This window comes from Bacillus sp. B.PNR1 (genome assembly GCF_030386235.1).
Taxonomy (GTDB): domain Bacteria; phylum Bacillota; class Bacilli; order Bacillales; family Bacillaceae; genus Bacillus; species Bacillus stercoris.
The window spans coordinates 375,648-398,866 of the sequence record NZ_JANYMN010000001.1 but is presented as its reverse complement, the minus strand read 5'-3'; the positions used below and the strand labels follow the sequence as shown (position 1 = coordinate 398,866).

Here is a 23,219-nt window from a genome sequence, read left to right as displayed (position 1 = left end):
GACGATATGAATAATAAGGCCGGCGCGATACTCCCTATAACATCCTTTTCAGTAGATTTCATTATCGTGCCGGTTTTCTCACATGCAAAGCAATCCCGCCAATCAGATTGGCGGGATTTTATTTTTTATTAATTTCCTGTCCAAACGTCTTTTACATAACGTTTTTGGTCTTGCAGCTTTTGCAGCCAATCGGCGGATTCTTCCTGACTTGCCCCTTTTTCAGTTTCATATGCCCATCGCAAAGTTTTCTCTACGTCAGGAGCCATTTGCGATCCATCACCGCATACGTAAATATGGGCTCCTTTTTCAATGAGTGTCATCAATTTCTGTGAATCTTGCTTGAGCAAGTGCTGGACATATCCTTTTGATTCGTTTTCGACGCGTGAGTAGCATCGGCGGATTGTGACCAAACCTTCCTGTTCCGCTTGATCCAGCTCTTCTCTGTAAAGATCGTCATGATCCGGGCGCCGGCAGCCGAAGTATAAAAGTGCTTCACCAAGCGTGCTTCCTTCCTTATTCAAAACAGATCTTGCCTGAATAAAGCCCCTGAATGGCGCAATTCCTGTACCCGGACCAACCATAATCATAGGCGTGTCAGGGTCATCCGGCATCTGGAATCCGGACTGCGGCGTACGAATGAAGCAGGCTGCTGCATCACCTGTATTCAATTCTGCTAAATAAGTAGAGGCGACACCCCGGTATTCACCTCGGCCGCTCCAGGCTGAGGCTTTCACAACTCCTACCGTCATGCTCACGATATTTGCATGGGCTTTCGGTGAACTTGAAATGGAATAGTATCTCGGTTTTAGTGATGGCAAAAGTGCTAAAAACCGTTCAAACGGCATTTCGCAGGCAGGATAATCTTCTAAAAGATCAAGCATGGTAAGACGTTTTGCAAGCACCTGCTCTTTGTAAGTGCCATCATCTGAAACGAGCTGTTCCAGCTCTTTTTGATGCGGCGGGCAGACTGTATAAGAAGCCAGCTCGCGAAGCTGAAGCCTTGAAGCCGGTTCCTGCAGCTCTACATAGGACGACAGTAAATCCGCTACTTTAATCGGCCGGTCCATCGGCAGGTGAGCCATATGAGCGCTTCCGCTTATTTGTATTACATGATTGGACTGCAAACCGAATCGGCTGAGAACCCGCTGAACAAGCTCCCTGCTGTTCTTCGGCAGGATTCCGATATGATCGCCTTCTTTATATGTTTTACCCTCCGGAATTTCCAATTCAATATGGCGGGTCGAACGCGTACTGTCAGCTGACTGGAGCTCTCGATTCTCTAATACAATCCCTTCAAACGCGCCATATGCTTTGGCAACCGGCGTTTCCGTCGCTTCACTGAGAAAAGTAATCGACAATGAAGGCCTGTCTTCTTTCTGGGCGATTTCGTTAATATCAAATGCGTCCAGCGTTTCCTTCCAGAAGCGGTTTTCCCAAGACTCGCGATGGCTTTCAAAATCATCGGCCGCATCACCTTCCCCAATCGCTGTTAAACGCGTTGCCCCCTTTGCTTTCATCATGTCATCAATCAGGCGGGGAATCCGCTGATACGTGCTGGCCCAGCTCCGGTTTCCGCAGCCGAAAACCGCATAGGAAACGCCTTTCAATCGGCCTTCCTCAAGCTCTTTCAGCCACTCTACAAAGCCGGCGGCATTATCAGGCGGCGCCCCATTATAAGAAGCCGTAACAATGACGACTGCCCCTTCTTCAGGAAGCTTGCCGATGTAATCATCAAGCGGAGCCGTTTCAGCTGTAAAGCCCATCTGGCGGCCTTGAGCGGCCAGTTCACCGGCTATTCCCTCAGCTGTCCCAAGGTTTGAACCGTAAAGAACGAGTAAAGGTGTGCCGTGTTTAGGTTGGGTTTCTTTTGGCTTTGTTTCTGTTTTGATGTCTGCCTGTTCTCTTCGCTGTACATTGATTGCCGCTGTTTTCCGCGGTTTCACAGTAATTTTAAAATCATCCGGCTTGATTGTTAATGCTTCTTTGATTTTTAGTTCATAGCCATTATGATTTATCAAATCAAAATGCTTTAATACAAGACCAAGAACCATTGTCGCTTCTTGAAGAGCAAACTGCATGCCGATACAAGCGCGCTGGCCGTTTCCAAACGGCTTATACGCATGATGAGGGATACTTGAAGGATCTTCAAACCGTTCCGGACGGAAATCTTCCGCATCCGCTCCCCAAGCGTTTTGGTCCCGGTGCAGCTTCGGAATTAAAATGGTGACAGGCTGCCCTTTGCTGATCGGATATTCCCCGCCTAGAACAGTGTCCTCCTTCGCATATAGAGAAAAAGCCGGAGCTGTTGGATACAGTCTCAGGGTTTCGTTTAACACCATCCGAATGTATTTGAGCTGCTGGATTTGTTTATATTCAGGCGTGTCATCCGTTAGCACGCGATCCGCTTCCTCCTGAGCTTTTTTCAGTTTTTCCGGATGTGTAAGCAGACAATAAATCGCAAAGGAAAGCAGCCCGCTTGTTGTCTCATGTCCAGCTATTAAAAATGTGATGATTTGATACCTTATGTTTTCGTCATCCAGCGTTTCACCCGTTACTGGATCTTTGGCATAAAGCATGAGAGACAAGAGATCCTTAATGTTTTCATCCGGATTCGCCTTTCGCTCCGCTATCATTCTATCGACAAGGGAGTTCATGACTTCTATATCTTTTTGGAACTGCAGTTTCGTTTTCACCATCATTTTATCTTGCAGGCCCAGTCTTTTTGATTGATTCATCGCCTCTTTTAAGGCACGGAGCATGCTGGTGATAAACGGATGCTGCGAATCACGGTAAAAGCTGTTGAATCGATAGTTAAACCCGCACAACCCAATCGTATCAAGCGTCAGACGCGTCATATCGTCCGCTACGTCAATTTCTTCATTGGGGTTAAGGCGGCTCCATTTTTGTATAAGCTGGGTTGCGATATCCAGCATCATAGAATGATAGCCTTTCATCGCTTTTTGGCTAAAACTCGGCAGCAAAATGCGGTGGGCTTTTTGCCAGTTCGGTTCGTGCGTCCAGCTTGTAAATAAGCCATCTCCGCCGAACTCGCGCACCTTTAGCAAACCTTTGCCAAGGTTCTTGTCAAAGCGGCTTTCATCACACACTTCAGCCACAAGATTGTGGCCTGAGACAAAAACACTGGATACTCCCGGAAAATCAAAACGGAAAATCGGTCCCAATTCATCAGCTAACCGCCATAAAGATTGAGAAAGCTGTTCTTTTTCCAGATGCGGAAGATTTTTTAAAGGTCCGTATGTTTTGGGCTGAGGTATTGCGCTTGCCTGTTTCATTGACATCTCCCTTTCCTATTTTTGTGATGATTGAAGCTTAATGGCATCCCAGCAGCACTGTTCCAATTCAGTAATTAAACCAGTGTCCATCTCTATATCACCTGTTTGGACGAGCTGATATAACTTGAGAAACGCCCCTAATACAATCGCGATTAACACATTAGAGGGCAGGCTGCGAATCACGCCTTCCGCTTTTCCCTTATTAAAATAGTCATCAAGCATTTGAGTCAGATTTTCTATCATTTTTTTGCTTGTATGATTTAAGTAATGAGCGTCTTTTTTGGTTTCAAGAAAAAAAAGCGCATAGTCACTCTCTTTCGTAAACTGAACGAGACAGCTAAATACGTGATGGAAGCCTTCTCTGACAGGCAGTTCCAAAATGTCTCCCTTCAGCTTTTCTGTAAATCGCTGAATGCTTTCTTGAAACAGTACGTTGACGAGTGTTTCTTTGCTGTCAAAATAACGATAGATCGTCCCTGTCCCCACATGAGCACGTTCAGCTATCATAGGAATAGTGGTAGCGTCAAAACCCCTTTCTGTAAAAAGCGAGACCGACGCTTTCATAATCATGTCGTATTTACTGCTGGATTCGGATAACATGTAATGCAACCTCCGATTCGTTTGCGGAATGAATATTCATTCCTTTTGTTCATAAATAATATCTGCCCTATCTGATATCACCTCTTTGTTCTTTCTTCTGTTATAAGTTTATATGAAAAAAACTTTTTTTAATATAAAGTATATGCAAAAAATAAAAAATTAAGAAAATATACCCAATCCCTAATGTAAGGACCTTGGATATATTTCCCGAGAAATTTTTTATTTAACAGCCACAATACATAAACAGGAATCACGCCTGATGACAGAAAGTTCCCTGAAATGCTGGTCTTTCAACAGTTGAATATACGTTCTTTCTTTTTCACCGGTATTTGCATCAATACTGATGTAACACCGGCCGTCAATTTGAAGCACCCTGTAAATTTCTCTTAATGCAAGCCTAATATCGGTGCAGCTCTGAACCGTATGTAAAGAAAACACTTTATTAAAGATACGGTCATCAAAGGGAAGGTTCTCTGGAAAGCCATGAAAAACCTCCCCTTTCCCCATGTTTTTTCGATTCGCACGGGATATCTGCCTTACCTTTCGCTTTGAAGGATCAATGCTTTTTAAGCTCCCCTTGTCTAGTTTCTTGGCTATGCTTTTAAAAACAGTGCCATTTCCGATTCCAATTTCTAAAATTCTGTCATTTCCTTGTATATCTATAGAGTCAATCATCATATGCTCAATGGTTTTAATTTGCTTATATTTCCGAGAAAATAATTTCCAAAGATTCGATCGTTTATAGAGTCTATTTTCTAGCATTTTAAACACCTGCTTTTGGTTTCCTATGTTTATTTATTATATTCGAAAAATAAACATCATCTTCTTTTCTAAAAGGGAAGGAAGGTACCAACTAGACGGCAATGTGTCTAAAAACGTTTCGATAGAACTAAACTTTTTCATTTTTCCCGCAAAAAAAGCAGAAAACAAAATGTTTTCTGCCCTCTTTCTAATGCCAATGATAAGGGAATACATACAGCCTTTGCTGCTGCATTGCCATCAGCCTCTGCTGTCGGAACGGATTTCCATAGCCATGTTTGAAGGAATGCGGCATGGACGCATAACCATGGCCAATCGACGGCAGCCTTTTTTGATCATCGTTCATGATGCCATCACCTGCCTCACAATAACGTTGATTTACTATATGCAGGTGCGCATTTTCTTGACAGCTGTTTCGCTAAACTTGGTCCTTCTCCATTGTATAATGCATCAATAATTCCATTCTAAGCATATGCCATTCCCCCTTCAGTTTTTTTATTGCTTTTAGCGCCAGTTTGTTAAATAAAGATGCTTTAACTGAGACTCCTTCATTTCATCATAAATCTGCTCAATCTGCTGTTCTCGTTCGAATTCTTCCAGGCTCTTAAACCGTTTTTTTATCGTTAACGTTAAAAAGAATAGGTTAATCGTCATAAGCTCACCCCCTTTCAAAGTCCGCACCAAGCGAAATAGCCCGCAGCATCAATCCTTCTGCCGCGGGCAAATAAAAACCGCAGACAAAAGAAGACACCAATGCCTCTACTGCCTGCGGGGAGTTGCGTATGTCCGACTATTCCGAATTTAATGCGTGCGATAAGCATCGGTTAAGGAAGGACACGAACTCTTCCACAGGCTGAATAAACCATGAACTTTTCCTTGTGTATCACGTACAGGTTGACGTCGTTGTCTCATTGTCATTTTGGTTCAGCCTCCTTTGCTCTTTTTTCTTACTTTGTAAGTATATCCACCAAATTCCATTTTGTAAACATCTTTTTCTAAAAATGGACTGAAATTGTGCAAATCATCGAATGGTTTTGCCCGTTGCTCATGATACCTGCTTCATTTCTTTTCTGGAGCGGTCTTTCTTATGATATGCAATAAAATAAATGAGTCCGACAAATACAGCTCCGCCGATGACATTGCCGATAAAAGCAGGAATGATGTTTCCGATAAACTGCCCCCACGTGAACGAGCCTGTAAAAATGGCAGCAGGGATCACAAACATGTTGGCGACAACGTGCTGAAATCCGATAGCCACAAAAGCCATAATTGGGAACCAGATGCCAAGGATTTTACCTGCTGCGTCTTGGGCGCCGAAAGAAAGCCACACTGCAAGACATACAAGCCAGTTACAGCCGATGCCGGAAATGAGAACCTTTCCAAAGCTCATATCGAGTTTTCCTTGGGCAACGGCAACCGTTTTTTCTAAATAAGGACCTGTTTCAGTCAATCCAACCAAATGCCCGAAAAAGTACGCAACAAACAATGCGCCGATTAAGTTCATAACTGTGACGATTCCCCAGTTAATCGCCAACTCTTTTACTGATATTTTTCTCGAAAATAACGCCATCGCAACTGACATCATATTTCCTGTGATCAGTTCAGCGCCAGCGAGAACGACAAGGATCAGACCGACTGGAAATACTGCTGCACCGATCAAACTGGACAGGCTCCCCCATTCTTTCGGAAGATCACCGATCACCCTGATATCAAGCAAATACCCAAGTGCGATAAATGCACCGCCTAAAAACCCCAGCACAAGCAGTGACGGCAGCGGGAGCTTTATTTTTTTCATCCCTGCTTCTATTGCTGCTTCCGCTATTTCATCCGGTTTTCGAAAAGCCATAATAAAACGCCTCCATACTTCTTCTTTTCTAACAGTTATGCAAGAAAGGCAATAAAAAAGACAGCACTCAAATAACCTGTGTCAAACCAGGCGTTTGAATGCTGCCTAACTTGTATGCATACCCATACAACAATATCAAGCAGTATGTAAGATATTGAAAGAGAATATATACAGTTCGTGCATACATTCCATTGCTTTAGCCTTCTATAACTGTAGCAACATCATATCAAATGTGACAAATTTGTGTCAATGGCAAATATGCTAGCTTTGCACAGCTTCTTTTTGATCATCTATTTTTCGGTCAAAAACAAATACAGATACAGCGATGTTTTCCTCAATTTTAATATCAGAAAACAAATGGACTAGCTTAGCTCCCATAAGTTCCTCCATCCCTTCTGGCGTTTGTTTGGAATAAAGGTCTTGAATCAGGCTTGTCCGAGCCGCATGCACCATCTCTCTTCCTTCAGGCGTACGGGCGATAAACTGCTCGCTTGCACTCAGATTTCCGTATAGCGTTGAAACTGCCATGTTTTCTACAAATACAGTATGAATTCGCTCAGGCCCTTTTCCGAACAATTCTTTGCGAAGCTTTCGAATGATATCATTGAATTCGTGAATTTTTTTAGACATGCTGATTACCCCTTCCGATATTGCCTTATAAAGGCTTTTCCCGGTTCCCCTTAGGACATTTCACTTGGTTAAAATTTTCCTGCCATATTGTATTATAATAAATATCACTTTATAATAAAAGCAGTGTTGATGGATTTGTAATAGGATCTTGTTATGAGTCTATCGTTTTATAAAAATCAAGGATTGGTCTGTTAGTAAGACTTGCTAGTGAACTATTCCGCCATGTGTGTTTACACCTTCTTAGAATTAAGGACAGGTGTATCTATACATGGCTTTTTTTGACTTCGTGAAAGAAAGATGGAGGGGAATATGAATATGATGGACGGTAAGTCGATCAGTATCCGTGTAGACGGAACAGAAATTCAAGCACGAGCAGGGGCCACAATTTTAGATATTTTAAATGAAAACGGAATTGAATACCCGCAGATTTGCCACGTACCTGAGGTTGATCCGATTCAAACTTGTGATACTTGCATTGTAGAAGCAAATGGCAAGCTGGTTCGTTCATGCGCGACGGTCGCAGAAAACGGAATGTCAATTGATCTTTCGGGAAATCGAGTGAAAGAAGCGCAAACCGAGGCGATGGACCGCCTTCTTGAAAATCATTTGCTGTATTGTACGGTTTGCGATAACAACAATGGGAACTGTACGCTGCACAATACAGCGGAAATGATGGGGATTGAGCATCAAAAATACCCATATACGCCAAAAGAAGATCCTTCTTGCGCGGTTGATATGTCTCATCCTTTTTATCGCTATGATCCAAACCAATGTATTGCCTGCGGCCAGTGTGTTGAAGTCTGTCAAAACCTTCAGGTAAATGAAACACTCTCAATCGATTGGGAACGCGAACGCCCTCGCGTTATTTGGGATGAGGGCGTTCCGATCAATGAATCTTCTTGTGTCAGCTGCGGTCAGTGTGTCACAGTATGTCCATGTAATGCACTGATGGAAAAATCAATGCTCGGGCAGGCTGGCTTTATGACAGGCATTAAAGAGGATGTCATGGAACCGATGATTGACCTCGTGAAAAATGTTGAGCCGGGGTATGGCAGCATTTTTGCCATTTCTGAAGTTGAAGCGGCAATGCGAGAAACGAGAACGAAAAAAACAAAAACTGTATGTACGTTCTGCGGTGTCGGATGTTCTTTTGAAGTATGGACAAAAGGCCGGGATATTCTAAAGATCCAGCCTGTTTCTGATGCTCCGGTTAACGCGATTTCCACATGTGTCAAAGGGAAATTCGGCTGGGATTTCGTCAATTCTGAAGAGCGGATCACAAAGCCTTTAATCCGTAAAAACGGAGCTTTTGTGGAATCTTCTTGGGAAGAGGCCCTCGATCTTGTCGCAAGCAGACTAGGATCAATTAAAGAGCAGTACGGTAAAGGCTCTGTCGGGTTTATCTCTTCATCTAAAATTACGAATGAAGAAAACTACGTCATTCAAAAGCTAGCGCGTCAGGTATTTGAAACAAACAACGTCGATAACTGTTCACGCTACTGTCAGTCTCCTGCCACAGACGGATTGTTCCGCACTGTCGGTATGGGCGGTGACGCCGGCACGATTAAAGATATCGCCAAAGCCGGTCTCGTCATCATCGTCGGCGCCAATCCGGCGGAAGGACATCCAGTGCTCGCAACACGCGTCAAACGGGCACACAAGCTCCACGGTCAAAAACTGATTGTTGCCGACCTGCGTAAAAATGAGATGGCTGAGCGATCTGATCTGTTCATCAGCCCTAAACAAGGCACAGACCAAGTTTGGCTGATGGCTGTTACGAAATATATGATCGACCAAGGCTGGCACGATCAGGCGTTTATTGATGAGAACGTCAATTACTTTGAAGATTATAAAGAAACCCTTAAAACGTATACGCTTGATTATGCAGAACGCATCACAGGCCTTTCAAAAGAAAACATCATTCAAATCGCTGAAATGATCCGTGATGCTGACGGCACTTGTGTCCTTTGGGGAATGGGTGTCACACAAAATACAGGCGGTTCTGATACATCAGCAGCCATATCAAACCTGCTTCTCGCTACGGGCAACTATCGCCGTCCGGGTGCAGGCGCTTATCCTCTGCGCGGACACAATAACGTGCAAGGCGCTTGTGACATGGGAACATTGCCTGGCTGGCTGCCGGGATATCAGCATATTACAGATGACAAAGCCCGCGCTAAATTTGAAGAGGCATATGGTGTCGAGATTGAAGGAAAGCCTGGTTTAGATAATATTCAAATGCTTCATGCCATTGAAGAAGGCAAAATGAAGGCCATGTATCTTGTCGGTGAGGATATGGCACTGGTCGATTCAAACGCGAACCATGTGCATGATATTTTATCAAGCCTTGATTTCTTCGTGGTACAGGACATCTTCCTGTCAAGAACAGCTCAATATGCCGATGTCGTCTTGCCGGCCACTCCTTCACTTGAAAAAGACGGAACATTTACCAACACAGAACGCCGTGTGCAGCGATTGTATCAGGCGCTTCCGACGCTTGGTGACGCAAAGCCGGACTGGTGGATTATTCAAGAGGTGGCAAACCGTTTAGGAGCGAATTGGAATTACAGCCATCCAAGTGACATTTTCTCTGAAATGGCGAGCCTTTCTCCTCTGTTTGCCAAAGCAAGCTATGAGGTGCTAGAAGGCTGGAACAGCTTCCTATGGGGCAGCTTCACAGGTGAAAGCACACCGCTTCTGTATGAAGACGGATTTAATTTCCCTGACAAAAAAGCCCGCTTTGCCCTTTCTGATTGGACTGAGCCAGCGGCATTTCCGGAGGAATATGATCTTCATATCAATAACGGCCGGATGCTGGAGCATTTCCACGAAGGAAACATGACAAATAAATCGAAAGGCATCCAAGCTAAAGTGCCGAATGTATTCGTTGAAATCTCACCTGAGCTTGCACAAGAGCGAGGTGTTTGTGACGGTTCGCTTGTACGCCTCGTTTCTCCGTTCGGAGCAGTCAAATTGAACGCGCTGATCACAGATCGGGTACGGAAAAATGAACTCTATCTGCCAATGAACTCGACAGACAAGGAGTCAGCGATTAACTTCTTGACGGGACCTGCAGCTGATAAACGGACGAACACGCCTGCTTATAAACAGACAAAGGTCCGGATGGAACTGCTTGGCGGCTGTGAAACAGCGCCGCTTCCAAAAACAAATCCGCGCAACAAAAAACGGCACCCGCAAAACGGAGTCGAAGCAGAAAGAAAATGGAACCGCCCGGGCTATGTCCATCTGACTGACTGATTAACCGATAGGAGGAAAACGAATGGCCACTCCCATTACGACGATCAAAAAAGAAACAAAAACAGCCGAGCAAATGAAGCTTGAAAAAATAGAAGAACTGAAAGAGCTGCTGGCGGAAAACGAGGACGCCGTCTCTAAAACGATGACTTTAATGAATGAACTCAATGATCTAGGAATTTTTGACGCGGCAACAAGCATGCTCAGAGCGAAGGAAGACATTGCCAAGATTGCGCTTGGCCAGGTTTCCCGTGAGCCTGTCACCAACCTCATCAACACGATGATGGCCGCCGGAGGCGCATTGACAAAAGCCGACCCTGAGTTTACAGCAAAGCTTTTAGAAAGCGTAATGGCTGGGACTGAACAGGCACAAAGCTTTTTAAAAGAAGACAAGAAAGTCGGGATTCTCGACCTGTTAAAAGCAATGAACGATCCTGACATCAACAGAGCCGTCGGCTTCGGCCTTCAGTTTTTAAAAGGCATGGGAAAAGAACTCCGAGAAAAATAACAAAAAACAGCCATCGCGATGATGGCTGTTTTTTATTCGTCGGCTTCCTCCAAACGCTTCTTGTAAATAAGTGAACGGTCAGCGCAAAAGAAGGCACCGGCTAAAAATACGCAATCCGCTAAAAACATAGTCGATTTCTGGCCTAATGTTAAGCCTTGATCAGGGAGAACTGCGCCTATATATAAAAAAGTGCTGACTGCAAGCAATGTAAAAGCAAAATGCTTGTAGTCTTCTTTTAAAGATTTCATTCTATTTTTATTCAAAAGAATCACCTGCCAGATTCATAGTATACGACTATTATAATATAATCCGGCGGCTTACAGAGAAAGTAATTCTATCCATTTGTTATATATTTTCAAGCGCTTGGCCGATATCTTCCAGCAAATCTTCCGCATCCTCAATTCCCACAGAAATTCTGATCAACCCGTCCGTAATGCCGAGCTCAAGCCGGCGTTCTCTCGGAATAGAGGCATGTGTCATTCTAGCCGGAACAGAAATTAAGCTTTCAACCGCCCCCAAGCTTTCAGCAATGGTAAACAGTTTCAGATTTCCTAAAAACGCATCTACCCGTTCTTCACTGCCGATATCAAAGGAGATCATGCCGCCGAAGCCAGATCCTTGCGTTTTTGCAAGCTCATGTCCGGGATGATTTGAAGAACCGGGATAATATAACGTTTGGACAGCAGGGTGATTCTCAAGAAAGCTTGCGATTTTCCGCGCATTTTGATCGATCGCTTCCATTCTGAGTCCCAACGTTTTGATTCCTCTCATCAAAAGCCAGGAATCTTGAGGGCCGAGCACACCGCCTGTGGAGTTTTGCACAAAATGCAGCTCTTCTCCAAGCTCTTTCGAGGCTGTTACAACTAAACCTCCGACGACATCACTGTGTCCGCCAAGATATTTTGTCGCACTATGAAGCACGATATCAGCGCCTAAAGTAAGCGGCTGCTGAAAATAAGGCGTGTTAAAGGTATTGTCTACGATAAGCAGAACTCCTGATTTTTTTGCGATATCCGCCATGAGCGTCAAGTCGGTGATTTTGAGCAATGGGTTTGTCGGTGTCTCAATATAAATGGCTCTTGTGTTAGGACGAATTGCTTTTTCAACTTCTTCTCTGTTGCTCGTATCGACAAATGTTGATTCAATGCCAAGACGGTTAAGCACCTTTGTCATCACGCGGTATGTTCCGCCGTACACATCATCAGTCAACACGACATGATCTCCGCTGTTAAACAGCATCATAACTGCTGTAATGGCAGCCATTCCTGAGCTGAAGGCATAACCTGCTTCCCCGCCTTCCAGTTCTGTCACAAGTGCTTCGAGAGCGGTTCGAGTCGGATTGGCCGTTCTTGAATACTCGTAGCCTGTATGCTGCCCTGCTTTCGGCTGCTTGTACGTGCTTACTTGATAAATGGGCACGGAAACTGCGCCTGTTTTCTCATCACCTGTGATTCCGCCATGTATCATCATTGTTTTTTTCTTCATATCAGATGCCTCCTTCGTATATTTGTTTGCTGATATATCGATCGCTGCTGTCAGGAAATACAGTAACAATGTTAGTTCCCGCGGATGCTTTTTTCGCTTCCTCCAATGCTGCAAAAAGCGCTGCACCTGAAGAGCTTCCGATCAGCAGACCTTCTTTTTCTGCCGCTTCTTTCACAAGTCTAAACGCATTCTCATCTGTTACGGTATAGATCTTATCAAAGTGGCTCTTATTCATATAATCGGGGATGAACTCCATGCCGATGCCCTCAGTTTTATGAGCGTAAGGCTCTCCTCCGTTTAAAATCGAACCCTCCGGTTCAACAATCACCGTTTTGACTGCTGGATTTTTTTCTTTCAAGAAGGAAGCTGTTCCTGCGAACGTGCCCCCTGATCCTGCCCCGGCGACAAACGTATGAATATTCCCGTCAAGCGCTTCCCATATTTCAGGTCCAAGCGTCTTATAGTAAGTCGATGGATTTACTCGGTTTTTAAATTGCAAAACACAATAAGAATTTTCAATCTCAGTCTCCAGCTGCATGGCTTTTTGAATGGCGCCCTGCATTCCGTCCTCACGCGGGGTATGAATGATTGATGCTCCAAGCGCCTGCATAATTTGCTGCTTCTCTGTGCTGAAATGTTCCGGGACACAGAAAATCGCTTTCAACCCATATTTTCTGGCACTTAGCGCAAGGCCGATCCCTGTATTGCCTGCCGTCGCTTCTATAATCACTCCGCCGGGCTTCACCTTGCCTGAATCGAGCGCGTCACGAATCAGCATATCTCCCAGTCTGTCTTTGATGCTTCCGCCGGGATTCATCATTTCAAGCTTGGCATACACCGCGACTCCTTCTGGAACATCAAAGTTCTTTAAGCGGAGAAGCGGTGTATTCCCAATCAGCTCGGTAATGTCCGTAATCACTGTCATGTATGTCCTCCTCCTTATTAGAGGTTGTTTTTAGAAAAACGGAGGAGAACATGCCTCCGTTTTAATGAATTCGTTTGATCACCTTTAACACAAGCTCTGTTGAATTGACAGCCGCCTGCTCTAAAAATTGGTCAAATGAAACATGTGATTCTTTTCCTGCGATATCTGATAACGCTCTGATGACGACAAACGGCGTTTTAAATTGATGGCACACCTGAGCCACTGCCGCAGCCTCCATTTCAACCGCGTATAGATCAGAAAATCTCGCACGCACCTCTTCAACCCGCTTCGGATCGTTCATAAAAGAATCGCCTGTTGCAATCGTTCCTTTTGCAACCTGAATGCCGTCAAGTTCGGAAACCGCTTCTTCCGTGATGCTGATCAGCTTTTCATCCGCCGGATAAGCAGCCGGAAGACCTGGCACTTGCCCGTATTCATAGTCAAAAGCCGTTACGTCTACATCGTGGTGGCGAACGTCAGTGGAAATGACGACATCTCCTACATTCAATGTATGATGAAATCCGCCCGCTGAGCCTGTGTTAATCACATAATCAGGCTTGTAACGGTCAAGCAAAAGCGTCGTGCTGATAGCAGCATTCACTTTTCCAATTCCTGATTTTAGAAGAATCACTTCAGTTCCTTCATATTCGCCAGTTGTAAATTCACAGTGTGCGATTGTTTCTGTTTTTGCATTTTCAAGTTTGTTTCTTAGGATGGTAACTTCCTCTTCCATTGCTCCGATGACTGCTAGTTTCATCTATTCACATTCCCTTCATTTTACCGTTTGATCGCCTCCATTATCCACACGAAGTCGTTTTGCTGAGTGAATTGGACTGCAAAACTTTCAGCTGTAAACATCTCTTTCAACGCATCCAATGTAGGATAATGTTCTGTCTCTAAATCATTTGCAAGCTGATAGAAGCCTTGAGAACGGGCTTTATCGATAGCCTGTTGATACGCTTGCGCATCTTCAAAGACGGTATCGGCAAACACTATTTTATCATGCAAATGAAGGTATTTGCCATATTGCTTTATGGCGGCCCGCTTTTCTTTGTCGGTTAAATGATGAAAAGCGTATGAACTGACGATGGTATCAGCCTGAAATGGCGGCTTAGGGAATGTCAAGAAGTCTCCGTCTACGATTTCCGTTCTGCCTGAAAGCTTGTCAGAAGCCAGTTTACGCATTGCTGGAGAAGGTTCGATTCCAAATACAGTTTTGCCCGCATCAAGCAGCTTTGCTGTCAAATTCCCGGTCCCCGGGCCAAATTCTAACACGTGCATTCCAGATTTGCTGACGATGGCATCAAGGATATGATCGTAGCCTCTGAACGCTTCTTTATACTGAATATCAAAGCCTTGTACTGTTTGATCATAAGTTGCTGCCCAATCTTCAAAGAGAGGGATAAATTCACGTCCCATATTTGTCACACTCCATATTTAATAATTCCTATAAGTATACTATGAATTAACGATGGAACAGTTCCTATCATACCACATCTTCTGAAAAGCAGGTACTAAAACACTTTGTGTATTTTATGCCATCTCATATTGCGCAAAGACTGCAAAAAAGCTTATACTTCATATGACTTGTGAAAGCTGGAGGGGCAAGACATGAATTTTCAATTAGATCTGATTAAAGACAAAGTGGAATTTTTTGAAGCGGCTTCATTGCAGGAGCTTGAAAAGAAAATCAATACACAAATTGAAAACAATAAAGCCATCATGCTCCGGGTGAAATCTGTTTCACACCAAACTGCTGTGGCAGAAGGAAGAATATTGTATAGCGCGGTGGTTCATTTCGCAGCAGAAGCCTAAAACAAAAGCAGCCGGTTGTAGCCCGGCTGCTTTTGTTTATTTTAGCTTTTCTACTTTTGTCGGCTTCCAGCCTTTTTTATCAACCCATGTAATCGTGACTTGATATTTATTCCCAGTCGCCTTGTCTAAAATCTTGCCTTTGGCATCCTGAGGGCTGCCGTTATTTCCAAGCCAGAGCACCGTCATGTTATCTGTTGAGACACCTGTTGCATATGAAATGGCTTTTAGCATCTCAGCCCAGTCTTGTGAGCTTGAATCATAAGTAGCGGCATGCTCGCCTGTCTGCTCAGTTCCAACTGCTTTCCAGTCGGAATTTTCATACGTTTTTTCCACATCGCTTGATGAGCCGCCTTCTGTAACTTTTGCATCTTTAAGCCCGTCACCTGCTGAATCTGAGTCAGAGTCATCTTTTTTAGAAGAAGAATCATCTTTTTTGGAATCTGAATCAGAATCTGAAGACTTCTCAGAATCCTTTTCGCTGTCAGAAGTATCTTTCTTGCTGTCTTTTATATCCTCATCCGATTTCTTTTCCGTCTTTCCTGAAGCCGGAGATTCTTGTTTTTGTGTCGTTTCAGAATCCTTGCTGACATCTTTGCTAGAAGGACTGTTAATGAAGAGATTCGCTGCTACTACGACAATTAGTATGGATACGATTGCGATTAAAATGTTAAGCACTAAATTGGCTTTTCTGCGCTTATCACGGTTTTCATAACGAGATTGATTATTGCTCAATAATTCTGCACTCCTTTATCCCTCTTGGCTCAGCATATATTTTAACATGTGCTGAGAAGTTGTTCTATTTCTGATTGATTTCAATTTCGTGTACTTTTTTAACAATATCATAAAACACTGAATTTGTCAGAGCCTTATCTCCCGGTGTATCCATGTGTAAAACAACAAGAGCGTATTTCGGCTTATCCGCGGGAAAGTATCCGGCAAACCATTTTTCATAAAGCGTTTCTTTCTCTTTTGAAAGCTTGCCTGTCTGGGCTGTGCCCGACTTCCCTGCTACAGTATACGGAAGATCTTGAAACCTTCTGCCCGTTCCGGAAGGAGATTCTACCACCCGCCGCAGCATTTTTTGAAGCTGCTGTGACGTATATTTGTCTATCGTTTCTCCTTTAAGCTTCTGATCTTTAAACGTAACGAGCGTTGTGCCATTCTTATACTCAATTTGTTCGGCAATTTTCACCTGCCGTTTTTCTCCGCCGCGGGCGATTGTCGCCATCATATTGGCTACCTCGAGCGGCGTTACCTTTACATTTTTCTGCCCAATCGCTGTTTGCGCAATGGCTTTTTTGACTGATTTGTCTTTTTCATCCCCCCATATCACGCCGCTTTTTTCGTTATACAGCTGACGGAAATCGGTTTCGTGGTACAGCTTTCCCTCCCAGCCTGCCCGATCAGTGAGAGCCAGCTTCTCAGACATATCTTCAATAACCGAGCTGTCTTTTTTCATTAATTGTTCTGCAAGACTCGTAAATGTGTAATTGCAGCTTTGGGCAAAACTTTCATCAAAAGACAAGGTTCCTTTGTCGTCCCCCGGTTCCCCGTACAGGTTTAAATTGCAATTAAAGGTTTTGCTCGGCTTCACCGTATTATTCTCGATTGCTGCCGCTGCAATAACTGTTTTAAAAACTGATCCGGGATAGATTGGCGTCAGCATATAATTTTGAAGTGTGTTTTGCCGGGACACATCCGCATTAGGTTTGCTTACAATACCCAAAACGCTGCTATTTTCGATGTCCAGCAGCACAGCTCCTCCTTTTTTCAGCCCCTGTTCATCCAATACCTCCTCCATCGCTTTTTGAATGCTTTGATCGATCGTTGTTTTGACCTGGAGCGGATAAAATGTATTGGCTTCAGCTGTATATTTGACGTCCATGCCAAACAAAGGGTTTCCCTTTCCGTCCACATGATATAAAAGCTTTGTGTCTTGTTCCGGAAGCAAAAATTCATCAAATGTCCGTTCTAAACCGGTTGTTCCGATTTCTGTCGTAATCGGAAGGTTCTCCTTGTCAGGATATTTCTTTCGGAGCAGCGCCGGATCTTGATTCGTGCTCCCTATCGTATGTGAAGCAAGGCTTGGCTTGTCTTCATTCTCCATATATACGCCGTAAATGCCGGGATATTTCAAAGAATTGATTTTTGTGATAGATTGTTTTGAAAGTGTTTTGATTTTCTTTTGCTGCAAAATGACCGGTTTTTTTGCCTTACCTAGTGTCTGGCGCAAATCGTCTTCAGACATGCCGAGGATGTCCGCAACTTTTTTGATCGGCCAATCCTGTGTCAGCAGAAAAGGGAACAAAACAACCGCAGGCTCGCTTTGGCCTGTCAGCGCCCGCCCGTTCCGATCTAAAAAAGAGCCTCTTCCATCTGAAATAAGCACTTCCTCCGTCCGCTGTTTCACACTTTCTTGAATCAAATTGATTTTCTTTTTAGAAAATGATTCTGTGAAGAACAGCTGGATTTCTGCAAGCCTCAGCAGAAGCAGAAAAAATACAATCAAAAAAGCGATGACTGCCAGCTTCATTCGTTTCGATATCATCATAAAAAAACACCTCACCCACATTGTGGACGAGGTGTTTCGCTGCTAAACAGATATTATGAAATTTTCACAATTTTCACGAGCATTTCTCCGCCCGGTGTTTGAACTGTGACTTCTTCATCTACTTTTTTGCCCAAAAGGCTTTTTGCGATCGGTGAATCGTTTGAGATTTTCCCTTCAAACGGATCAGCTTCGGCGCTTCCGACGATCGTATATGATTCTTCATCACCGTCAGGCAGTTCGACGAAAGTGACGGTTTTACCCAAGCCGACTACGTTAGAGCCGCCGTCATCTTCAATGATTTTCGCATTGCGAATCATATTTTCAAGAGTCGTCACGCGGCCCTCTACAAATGCCTGCTCTTCTTTCGCTGAATCGTATTCAGAGTTCTCGGAAAGGTCTCCGAAGCTTCTCGCAATTTTGATGCGCTCTACTACTTCTTTTCGTTTAACCGTTTTCAAATATTCTAATTCTTGTTCAAGTTTCTGTTTTCCTTCTGCAGTCATAGGAAAAACTTTCTCTTGTGCCATGTCCCTTCACTCCTTCTGGTTGTCCCTCAACATCTTCGATTATGTATGAGAGCATAAACTAAAAAATACAAGAATGAGAACACAGGGCAGTCCTCGTTCTTCTCTCCCATATAGGTACTGTTTATCTTAAACTGAATCTTGTCGTTCTGCAAATATTTCGCGTTTATAAACAGGGAAAGAAGGGAATTCGCACATTCCCTTCCTGCCTATACATAATATGGTCAGAGTTATTTATGTCTATGCTATGGTATTACAAAATCGCGTTTTGTTCAAGAATGGTTTGAATTTTTGTGACCATCAGATCAATTGCGACGTGATTCTGTCCGCCTTCCGGGATAATAATATCAGCGTATCGTTTGGTCGGCTCGACGAATTGATTATGCATCGGGCGGACCACTGACACATATTGTTCAATGACAGAATCAATAGAGCGTCCGCGCTCATTAATATCCCTCATAATCCGTCTGATGATACGCAAGTCAGCGTCCGTATCAACGTAAAGCTTGATATCCATCAGATCACGAAGCCTTTTGTCTTCAAGAACAAGAATGCCTTCAAGGATAATGACATCCTTTGGCTCTACGTGAACCGTTTCTTCTGAACGGGTGTGCAGCTTATAATCATAGATCGGCTTTTCAATCGGGCGATAATTCAATAGATCTTGAATATGCTCGATTAAATAGTCATTATCAAACGCAAGCGGATGATCATAGTTTGTGTTCAGCCTTTCTTCAAACGGAAGATGGCTTTGGTCTTTATAATAAAGGTCCTGCTGGATCATTAAAATCGAGTGTCCTTTAAATTGTTCATAAATGGACCGTGTGACACTCGTTTTTCCTGAACCGGAACCTCCTGCGATTCCAATGACTACTGGATTCTTACCCATGGGCTGTTACTTCCCCTTTCTCATCATGTTGCTCGGATAAATCTTTTTGTCTAGTTTGAATTTGACAATTTGCAGGGGATGGCGGGCAGCATCTAGCTCATTTCCGTCTTCGTCCCAAATGGTTTCAATCGTATGTGTAAAGTTTTCGATTTCCGGACCGAAAAATTCCACTTCGTCGCCTTTTTTGAAGAAATTGCGCTGCTGAAGCGTGACCATTTGTGTGTCTTCATCATAATTCAGCACTAAGCCGACAAAATCATATGTCGTTTTTTTGGCGTGCTCGCCGAACATTTGCTCTTCATAGCCTGGCGTTCCTTCAAAGAAAGCTGTCGCAGTGTCCCGGTTGGCGCACTTATCGAGCTCTTCAAGCCATTCTTTTTGAATCACAAAGTTTTCTGGATCAGCGCAATAAGCATCGATTACTTTGCGGTATACGCTGACAACAGTTGCTACATAGTGAATAGATTTCATGCGGCCTTCAATCTTTAAGCTGTCTATTCCCATTTCAATCATTTTCGGAATGGATTCAATCAGCTTCAAATCTTTCGGGCTCATCGCAAATGGTGCATCTTCTTCACCATACAAAGCAACGGCGTTGGCACCGTCTGTTTGGTAGAGATCATAATCCCAGCGACATGACTGGCAGCAGCCTCCGCGGTTGGAATCCCGCGCTGTCATGTGATTGCTCAGCACGCAGCGGCCGGAATATGCAATACACATTGCGCCGTGAATGAAGGATTCGATTTCGATATCTACCTTTTCTTTCATTTCTCTGATTTCAAGAGCGCTTGTTTCACGTGCCAGCACGACGCGATCAAGACCTTCTTCCTTCCAGAACTGGACAGCCTTCCAGTTTGAAAGAGACTGCTGTGTGCTCAAGTGAACCTCAACATTCGGCGCCACTCTGCGGCATGTTTCGATAATAAGCGGATCCGCCACAATGATGCCGGCAACGTTGGCGTCTCCAAGCGCTTTTAGATAGTCTTCAAGCCCGTCCATGTTTTCATTATGAGCGAAAATATTCGTTGTTACATAGATCTTCGCGCCATATTTCTTTGCGAATTCAACGCCTTCTGCAATTTCTTCGATCGTAAAGTTATCGGCATTCGAGCGCAGCCCGTATTCCTGTCCTCCGATAAAGACCGCGTCCGCTCCGTAATGAACAGCGATTTTCAGCTTTTCAAGATTACCCGCAGGTGCGAGAAGCTCCGGCTTTTTCGTAATCACACGTTTACCATTGACGATTGTGGATATTTTATCATTTACGGCAGTCATAGCTTAACCTCCTTTTGATTAATAAACCGTTTCCTTGAAGAAGAATCCGGTATCGATTTTTCTGTTCACTGGCTGGATGCTTTCAATGCGTTCAATCCAGTCTTCTTTTTTCGCTTCGTATTCGTCACGGTCTTCCACGCACAAATCAATTGCTTCTCTGTACATTTTGGTGACTTCTATTAAGTATTCAGGCGTTTTCAGGACACCGTCAATTTTGAAGGAATCAATTCCGGCATCTATCAATTCCTCGAGCTCATCAATGATGCACACATCGTTCGGGCTCATAATATGAGTGCCGTTTTCATCTTCGAAAATCGGATATTTATTATCACGTTCTTTATCGTGCAAAAACATGCCAGATTCTTTTTTCTTTCTTTCAATGTCCATGACTTTTCCTTGATATTCAAAATAGTTTCCAATCAAAGAACGCTTCGATTGGAACATGCACGTCATTCCATGCACCTGGATTTCAATTTCGACTTCAGCATTTTCTTTCATTTCGACAATGCTATCCATGTTTAATTCTCTGGCAAGCACAGAACGCGCCGCGCCCTTGCGTCCCCAGTAGTTGCATGTATAGTAGTTGGTGCCTGTTGTTTCTGTACTCCAATGAAGCTTCAGATCAGGCGCAGATTCACGGGCAGCCATCAGCACGGCAGGATCGCCGAATACCGCTGCATCGACACCGGCTTCCGCTAAGAAAGCCAGATATTCGCCAAGCTCACCCACTTTATCGTTATGGAAAATTGCATTTACAGCAACGTATACTTTTGCCCCTTCTTTGTGGGCAATCTCTACGGCTTTCGTTACATCTTCACGAGAAAACTCTCCGGCCAATCTCAAGCCGTATCTCTGTTCCCCAACTAAAAACGCAGTTGCTCCCGCCTGTATGAGCGGCAAAATGTCAGCCGTACTTGTCGGCGTCACTAAGAGCTCTGGTTTTTTCATGACGTTCACCTCTTCTTTTTACTAATCGCAAGTCCGTCCCCGACAGGAATAATCGCAGTTTGGTAATCCGGATGATTCATCAGCCAATGATTATATTCATCAATTTTTGTTATAAGCCTGCGCCTTCTCTTCGGTTCTATTTTGCTGTAATCCTCTGCCACCAGACCTTTAAACAGCACGTTGTCCGTTAAAATCACCCCGTCCGGTGAAAGCATCGGTTCATATAAATGAAAAAAGTTTTGATACTGACCTTTTGCAGCGTCAATAAAAATGACATCGTAAGGCGCAGTTACATGAACGGCGTCAGCTAATTCAAGCGCATCTCCGTAAAAAACATGAATCCGGTCATCAAGCTGAAATTCCTTGATATTGTTTACCGCTTCTTCGTGCCGTTTCTCATTGCGTTCAATTGTATATATTTCAGCAGACGGCAGCTCCAGCGCCATTCGAATGGCAGAATAACCAATGGCCGTTCCGATTTCTAGTATTTTTTTCGGCTGTTTCAGAGACAAAATTTGAAGCAGCACCTCCATGCCCGCTTTTTCCATGATCGGGACATGATGTTCTTCTGCATATGCTTCAAGCTTCTTCACGTTATCCGGCCGAGGCTTTAATAATGCTTCTATATAGTCATTTATTTGTTCATACCGGTCAGTCACTACAAACAGCCTCCCGTTCTAAAAAGGAGTGCCCCAGTCTTATGCACAGGACACTCTCTGAATACATCATGATACATCGGTAAACAACCCGATATATTTTATCATAAAACCTTGCGGAAAGCGAACAAAAGGAGAGCTTTTTGCTCTCCTTTTATTTCTCATTTTTTGAGGAAATGTATTTTTCTTTTGCTTTATTATGCTCTTTTAGCGTTTTTGTAAATACGACCTCACCATTTGATTTGGCCAAGAAGTACAGATAGTCCGTTTTATCCGGATGCAGCGCCGCTTCCCATGACGACATGCCGGCATTGGCGATCGGTCCTGGCGTCAGTCCTGTGTTTTTATACGTATTGTATGGTGAATCGATTTCCAGATCCTTATAAAGAACCCGATCTTTATGCTTGCCTGCCGCGTACAGGACGGTCGGATCTGTTTGGAGCGGCATTTTCTTTTTCAGGCGGTTATAAAAGACGCTCGCAATTTTATGGCGGTCGGCTTTTTCTGTCGCTTCTTCTTCAATTAAAGAAGCCATCGTCAGCAGCTTATGCACAGAAAGTTTGTTTTTCTTCATTTCTGATTTATATGTTTCCACATAAGAATTTGTCTGCTTGATCATTGCCTTGATAATGTCTTCAAGTGATGTGTCCGGATCGTTAAAAGGGTATGTAGCCGGGAATAGGTACCCTTCAAGCGGGTGCTTAATGTTTTGATTGAAAACATCGTTTGTCACAGTGTCCGGGAATTCTTTCTTCAGCTGATTGATAAATGTTTCATCGTCCAGCTTCGCTATGACTTGTTTTTTCGAGTATTTCGTTTCATCAGCAATAGCAGCTGCGATTTGGGTCAGCTGTGCTCCCTCAGTCACTGTGATTTGAAAAGCGTAGCCTGTAGCCCCGCTTGTCAGCTTCTGAATAATGGCATCTAAATCCATTCCTTTATTCAGATGGTAGAATCCGGCCTGAAACCCGGAAGCACCTTTATATTTCACATAGTACTGAAATGCCTTCTCGCTTTTTATGACATCATTTTTCTTTAATATCGATGCGATGGCTGAAACAGACGAACCGCTCGGAATGTTAATATTCACTGCCGTTTTACTGTCATTTTCAACAGGTTCAAGCAATGATTTCCCATATAAAAATGCCCCGCCAATGATGAGAAACAGCACAACAATGGAAGACAGTATGATTCTTTTTTTATTAAAAAACGATTTTTTTTGCTGATTGATATACATTAGGTCTCCTCCCATCAGCTCTT

23 protein-coding genes are annotated in these 23,219 nt (G+C 43.8%); 3 read left to right on the top strand and 20 right to left on the bottom strand.

Annotated features, from left to right (window positions below):
* Positions 1–128: 128 nt before the first annotated feature.
* The 7 genes from cypB to NZD81_RS02035 all read right to left on the bottom strand — a co-directional run bounded on the left by cypB (position 129) and on the right by NZD81_RS02035 (position 7,128).
* Positions 129–3,293: a bifunctional cytochrome P450/NADPH--P450 reductase CypB gene (gene cypB / locus NZD81_RS02065; RefSeq protein ID WP_282372864.1), complete on the bottom strand. Its 3,165-nt coding sequence runs from the start codon at positions 3,291–3,293 to the stop codon at positions 129–131.
* A gap of 15 nt (positions 3,294–3,308) precedes the next feature.
* Positions 3,309–3,893 carry a transcriptional regulator FatR gene (fatR, locus tag NZD81_RS02060; RefSeq protein WP_282372866.1) on the bottom strand — a complete coding sequence of 195 codons (585 nt, stop codon included), beginning with the start codon at positions 3,891–3,893 and terminating at the stop codon, positions 3,309–3,311.
* Between the two features lie 219 nt (positions 3,894–4,112).
* The gene (locus tag NZD81_RS02055; protein ID WP_103030735.1) at positions 4,113–4,655 is read right to left on the bottom strand and encodes a class I SAM-dependent methyltransferase; all 543 of its coding nucleotides are present in this window, start codon (positions 4,653–4,655) and stop codon (positions 4,113–4,115) included.
* A gap of 187 nt (positions 4,656–4,842) precedes the next feature.
* Positions 4,843–5,001, bottom strand: a complete 159-nt coding sequence (locus tag NZD81_RS02050; protein WP_134975278.1) for a hypothetical protein — start codon at positions 4,999–5,001, stop codon at positions 4,843–4,845.
* A 155-nt stretch (positions 5,002–5,156) separates the two neighbouring features.
* Entirely contained in the window at positions 5,157–5,306 is a 150-nt protein-coding gene (locus NZD81_RS02045) for a YrzI family small protein (RefSeq protein WP_004399102.1), read from the bottom strand.
* A 391-nt stretch (positions 5,307–5,697) separates the two neighbouring features.
* Positions 5,698–6,498, bottom strand: a complete 801-nt coding sequence (locus NZD81_RS02040; protein ID WP_282372870.1) for a formate/nitrite transporter family protein — start codon at positions 6,496–6,498, stop codon at positions 5,698–5,700.
* A gap of 261 nt (positions 6,499–6,759) precedes the next feature.
* On the bottom strand, positions 6,760–7,128 hold the full coding sequence (locus NZD81_RS02035; protein ID WP_014664781.1) for a Na-translocating system protein MpsC family protein: 369 nt from the start codon (positions 7,126–7,128) through the stop codon (positions 6,760–6,762).
* 315 nt (positions 7,129–7,443) lie between these two features.
* On the opposite strand from NZD81_RS02035, the gene fdhF reads away from it, so the two are divergent.
* Positions 7,444–10,386 carry a formate dehydrogenase subunit alpha gene (gene fdhF / locus NZD81_RS02030; RefSeq protein WP_289860541.1) on the top strand — a complete coding sequence of 981 codons (2,943 nt, stop codon included), beginning with the start codon at positions 7,444–7,446 and terminating at the stop codon, positions 10,384–10,386.
* Positions 10,387–10,408: 22 nt separating this feature from the next.
* The gene (locus NZD81_RS02025) at positions 10,409–10,891 is read left to right on the top strand and encodes a helical membrane plugin domain-containing protein (RefSeq protein WP_014664782.1); all 483 of its coding nucleotides are present in this window, start codon (positions 10,409–10,411) and stop codon (positions 10,889–10,891) included.
* A gap of 32 nt (positions 10,892–10,923) precedes the next feature.
* Here the strand turns inward: NZD81_RS02025 and NZD81_RS02020 are convergent, their stop codons facing one another.
* The 5 genes from NZD81_RS02020 to NZD81_RS02000 form a co-directional block, all read right to left on the bottom strand.
* Positions 10,924–11,154 (bottom strand): YrhC family protein, encoded by a 231-nt coding sequence (locus NZD81_RS02020; protein WP_003237358.1) that lies wholly within the window; start codon positions 11,152–11,154, stop codon positions 10,924–10,926.
* Between the two features lie 82 nt (positions 11,155–11,236).
* A complete protein-coding gene (locus NZD81_RS02015) occupies positions 11,237–12,376 on the bottom strand; it encodes a bifunctional cystathionine gamma-lyase/homocysteine desulfhydrase (RefSeq protein WP_168781154.1) in 1,140 nt (379 codons plus the stop codon).
* Position 12,377: 1 nt separating this feature from the next.
* Positions 12,378–13,301, bottom strand: coding sequence for an O-acetylserine dependent cystathionine beta-synthase (locus tag NZD81_RS02010; protein ID WP_282372880.1), 924 nt, complete (start codon positions 13,299–13,301; stop codon positions 12,378–12,380).
* Positions 13,302–13,362: 61 nt separating this feature from the next.
* The gene (mtnN, locus tag NZD81_RS02005; protein WP_014664785.1) at positions 13,363–14,058 is read right to left on the bottom strand and encodes a 5'-methylthioadenosine/S-adenosylhomocysteine nucleosidase; all 696 of its coding nucleotides are present in this window, start codon (positions 14,056–14,058) and stop codon (positions 13,363–13,365) included.
* A 20-nt stretch (positions 14,059–14,078) separates the two neighbouring features.
* Complete coding sequence (locus NZD81_RS02000; RefSeq protein WP_289859278.1) at positions 14,079–14,720, bottom strand: class I SAM-dependent methyltransferase; 642 nt, start codon at positions 14,718–14,720, stop codon at positions 14,079–14,081.
* 192 nt (positions 14,721–14,912) lie between these two features.
* Here NZD81_RS02000 and NZD81_RS01995 point away from each other — a divergent pair, with 192 nt between their 5' ends.
* Entirely contained in the window at positions 14,913–15,116 is a 204-nt protein-coding gene (locus tag NZD81_RS01995) for a YrzA family protein (RefSeq protein WP_014477495.1), read from the top strand.
* A 36-nt stretch (positions 15,117–15,152) separates the two neighbouring features.
* On the opposite strand, the gene NZD81_RS01990 is transcribed toward NZD81_RS01995, so the two are convergent.
* The 8 genes from NZD81_RS01990 to mltG form a co-directional block, all read right to left on the bottom strand.
* The gene (locus NZD81_RS01990; RefSeq protein WP_040082312.1) at positions 15,153–15,848 is read right to left on the bottom strand and encodes a YrrS family protein; all 696 of its coding nucleotides are present in this window, start codon (positions 15,846–15,848) and stop codon (positions 15,153–15,155) included.
* Positions 15,849–15,912: 64 nt separating this feature from the next.
* Positions 15,913–17,667, bottom strand: a complete 1,755-nt coding sequence (locus NZD81_RS01985; RefSeq protein ID WP_289859275.1) for a peptidoglycan D,D-transpeptidase FtsI family protein — start codon at positions 17,665–17,667, stop codon at positions 15,913–15,915.
* A gap of 53 nt (positions 17,668–17,720) precedes the next feature.
* Complete coding sequence (gene greA / locus NZD81_RS01980; protein WP_004399078.1) at positions 17,721–18,194, bottom strand: transcription elongation factor GreA; 474 nt, start codon at positions 18,192–18,194, stop codon at positions 17,721–17,723.
* Positions 18,195–18,444: 250 nt separating this feature from the next.
* Positions 18,445–19,080, bottom strand: a complete 636-nt coding sequence (gene udk, locus NZD81_RS01975; protein ID WP_003225916.1) for a uridine kinase — start codon at positions 19,078–19,080, stop codon at positions 18,445–18,447.
* A gap of 6 nt (positions 19,081–19,086) precedes the next feature.
* Positions 19,087–20,355 carry a peptidase U32 family protein gene (locus NZD81_RS01970; RefSeq protein ID WP_003229802.1) on the bottom strand — a complete coding sequence of 423 codons (1,269 nt, stop codon included), beginning with the start codon at positions 20,353–20,355 and terminating at the stop codon, positions 19,087–19,089.
* 18 nt (positions 20,356–20,373) lie between these two features.
* Positions 20,374–21,303 carry a peptidase U32 family protein gene (locus NZD81_RS01965; RefSeq protein WP_040082309.1) on the bottom strand — a complete coding sequence of 310 codons (930 nt, stop codon included), beginning with the start codon at positions 21,301–21,303 and terminating at the stop codon, positions 20,374–20,376.
* A 5-nt stretch (positions 21,304–21,308) separates the two neighbouring features.
* Complete coding sequence (locus tag NZD81_RS01960) at positions 21,309–21,962, bottom strand: O-methyltransferase (RefSeq protein WP_040082308.1); 654 nt, start codon at positions 21,960–21,962, stop codon at positions 21,309–21,311.
* 151 nt (positions 21,963–22,113) lie between these two features.
* The gene (mltG, locus tag NZD81_RS01955) at positions 22,114–23,196 is read right to left on the bottom strand and encodes an endolytic transglycosylase MltG (protein ID WP_040082307.1); all 1,083 of its coding nucleotides are present in this window, start codon (positions 23,194–23,196) and stop codon (positions 22,114–22,116) included.
* Positions 23,197–23,219 lie beyond the last annotated feature (23 nt).

Bases quoted from the DNA above. Each gene is read 5' to 3' on its own strand.
- cypB (WP_282372864.1), bottom strand. From the start codon at position 3,293: ATGAAACAGGCAAGCGCAATACCTCAGCCCAAAACATACGGACCTTTA.
- fatR (WP_282372866.1), bottom strand. From the start codon at position 3,893: ATGTTATCCGAATCCAGCAGTAAATACGACATGATTATGAAAGCGTCG.
- NZD81_RS02055 (WP_103030735.1), bottom strand. From the start codon at position 4,655: ATGCTAGAAAATAGACTCTATAAACGATCGAATCTTTGGAAATTATTT.
- NZD81_RS02045 (WP_004399102.1), bottom strand. From the start codon at position 5,306: ATGACGATTAACCTATTCTTTTTAACGTTAACGATAAAAAAACGGTTT.
- NZD81_RS02040 (WP_282372870.1), bottom strand. From the start codon at position 6,498: ATGGCTTTTCGAAAACCGGATGAAATAGCGGAAGCAGCAATAGAAGCA.
- NZD81_RS02035 (WP_014664781.1), bottom strand. From the start codon at position 7,128: ATGTCTAAAAAAATTCACGAATTCAATGATATCATTCGAAAGCTTCGC.
- fdhF (WP_289860541.1), top strand. From the start codon at position 7,444: ATGATGGACGGTAAGTCGATCAGTATCCGTGTAGACGGAACAGAAATT.
- NZD81_RS02025 (WP_014664782.1), top strand. From the start codon at position 10,409: ATGGCCACTCCCATTACGACGATCAAAAAAGAAACAAAAACAGCCGAG.
- NZD81_RS02015 (WP_168781154.1), bottom strand. From the start codon at position 12,376: ATGAAGAAAAAAACAATGATGATACATGGCGGAATCACAGGTGATGAG.
- NZD81_RS02010 (WP_282372880.1), bottom strand. From the start codon at position 13,301: ATGACAGTGATTACGGACATTACCGAGCTGATTGGGAATACACCGCTT.
- mtnN (WP_014664785.1), bottom strand. From the start codon at position 14,058: ATGAAACTAGCAGTCATCGGAGCAATGGAAGAGGAAGTTACCATCCTA.
- NZD81_RS02000 (WP_289859278.1), bottom strand. From the start codon at position 14,720: ATGGGACGTGAATTTATCCCTCTCTTTGAAGATTGGGCAGCAACTTAT.
- NZD81_RS01995 (WP_014477495.1), top strand. From the start codon at position 14,913: ATGAATTTTCAATTAGATCTGATTAAAGACAAAGTGGAATTTTTTGAA.
- NZD81_RS01985 (WP_289859275.1), bottom strand. From the start codon at position 17,667: ATGATGATATCGAAACGAATGAAGCTGGCAGTCATCGCTTTTTTGATT.
- greA (WP_004399078.1), bottom strand. From the start codon at position 18,194: ATGGCACAAGAGAAAGTTTTTCCTATGACTGCAGAAGGAAAACAGAAA.
- udk (WP_003225916.1), bottom strand. From the start codon at position 19,080: ATGGGTAAGAATCCAGTAGTCATTGGAATCGCAGGAGGTTCCGGTTCA.
- NZD81_RS01970 (WP_003229802.1), bottom strand. From the start codon at position 20,355: ATGACTGCCGTAAATGATAAAATATCCACAATCGTCAATGGTAAACGT.
- NZD81_RS01965 (WP_040082309.1), bottom strand. From the start codon at position 21,303: ATGAAAAAACCAGAGCTCTTAGTGACGCCGACAAGTACGGCTGACATT.
- mltG (WP_040082307.1), bottom strand. From the start codon at position 23,196: ATGTATATCAATCAGCAAAAAAAATCGTTTTTTAATAAAAAAAGAATC.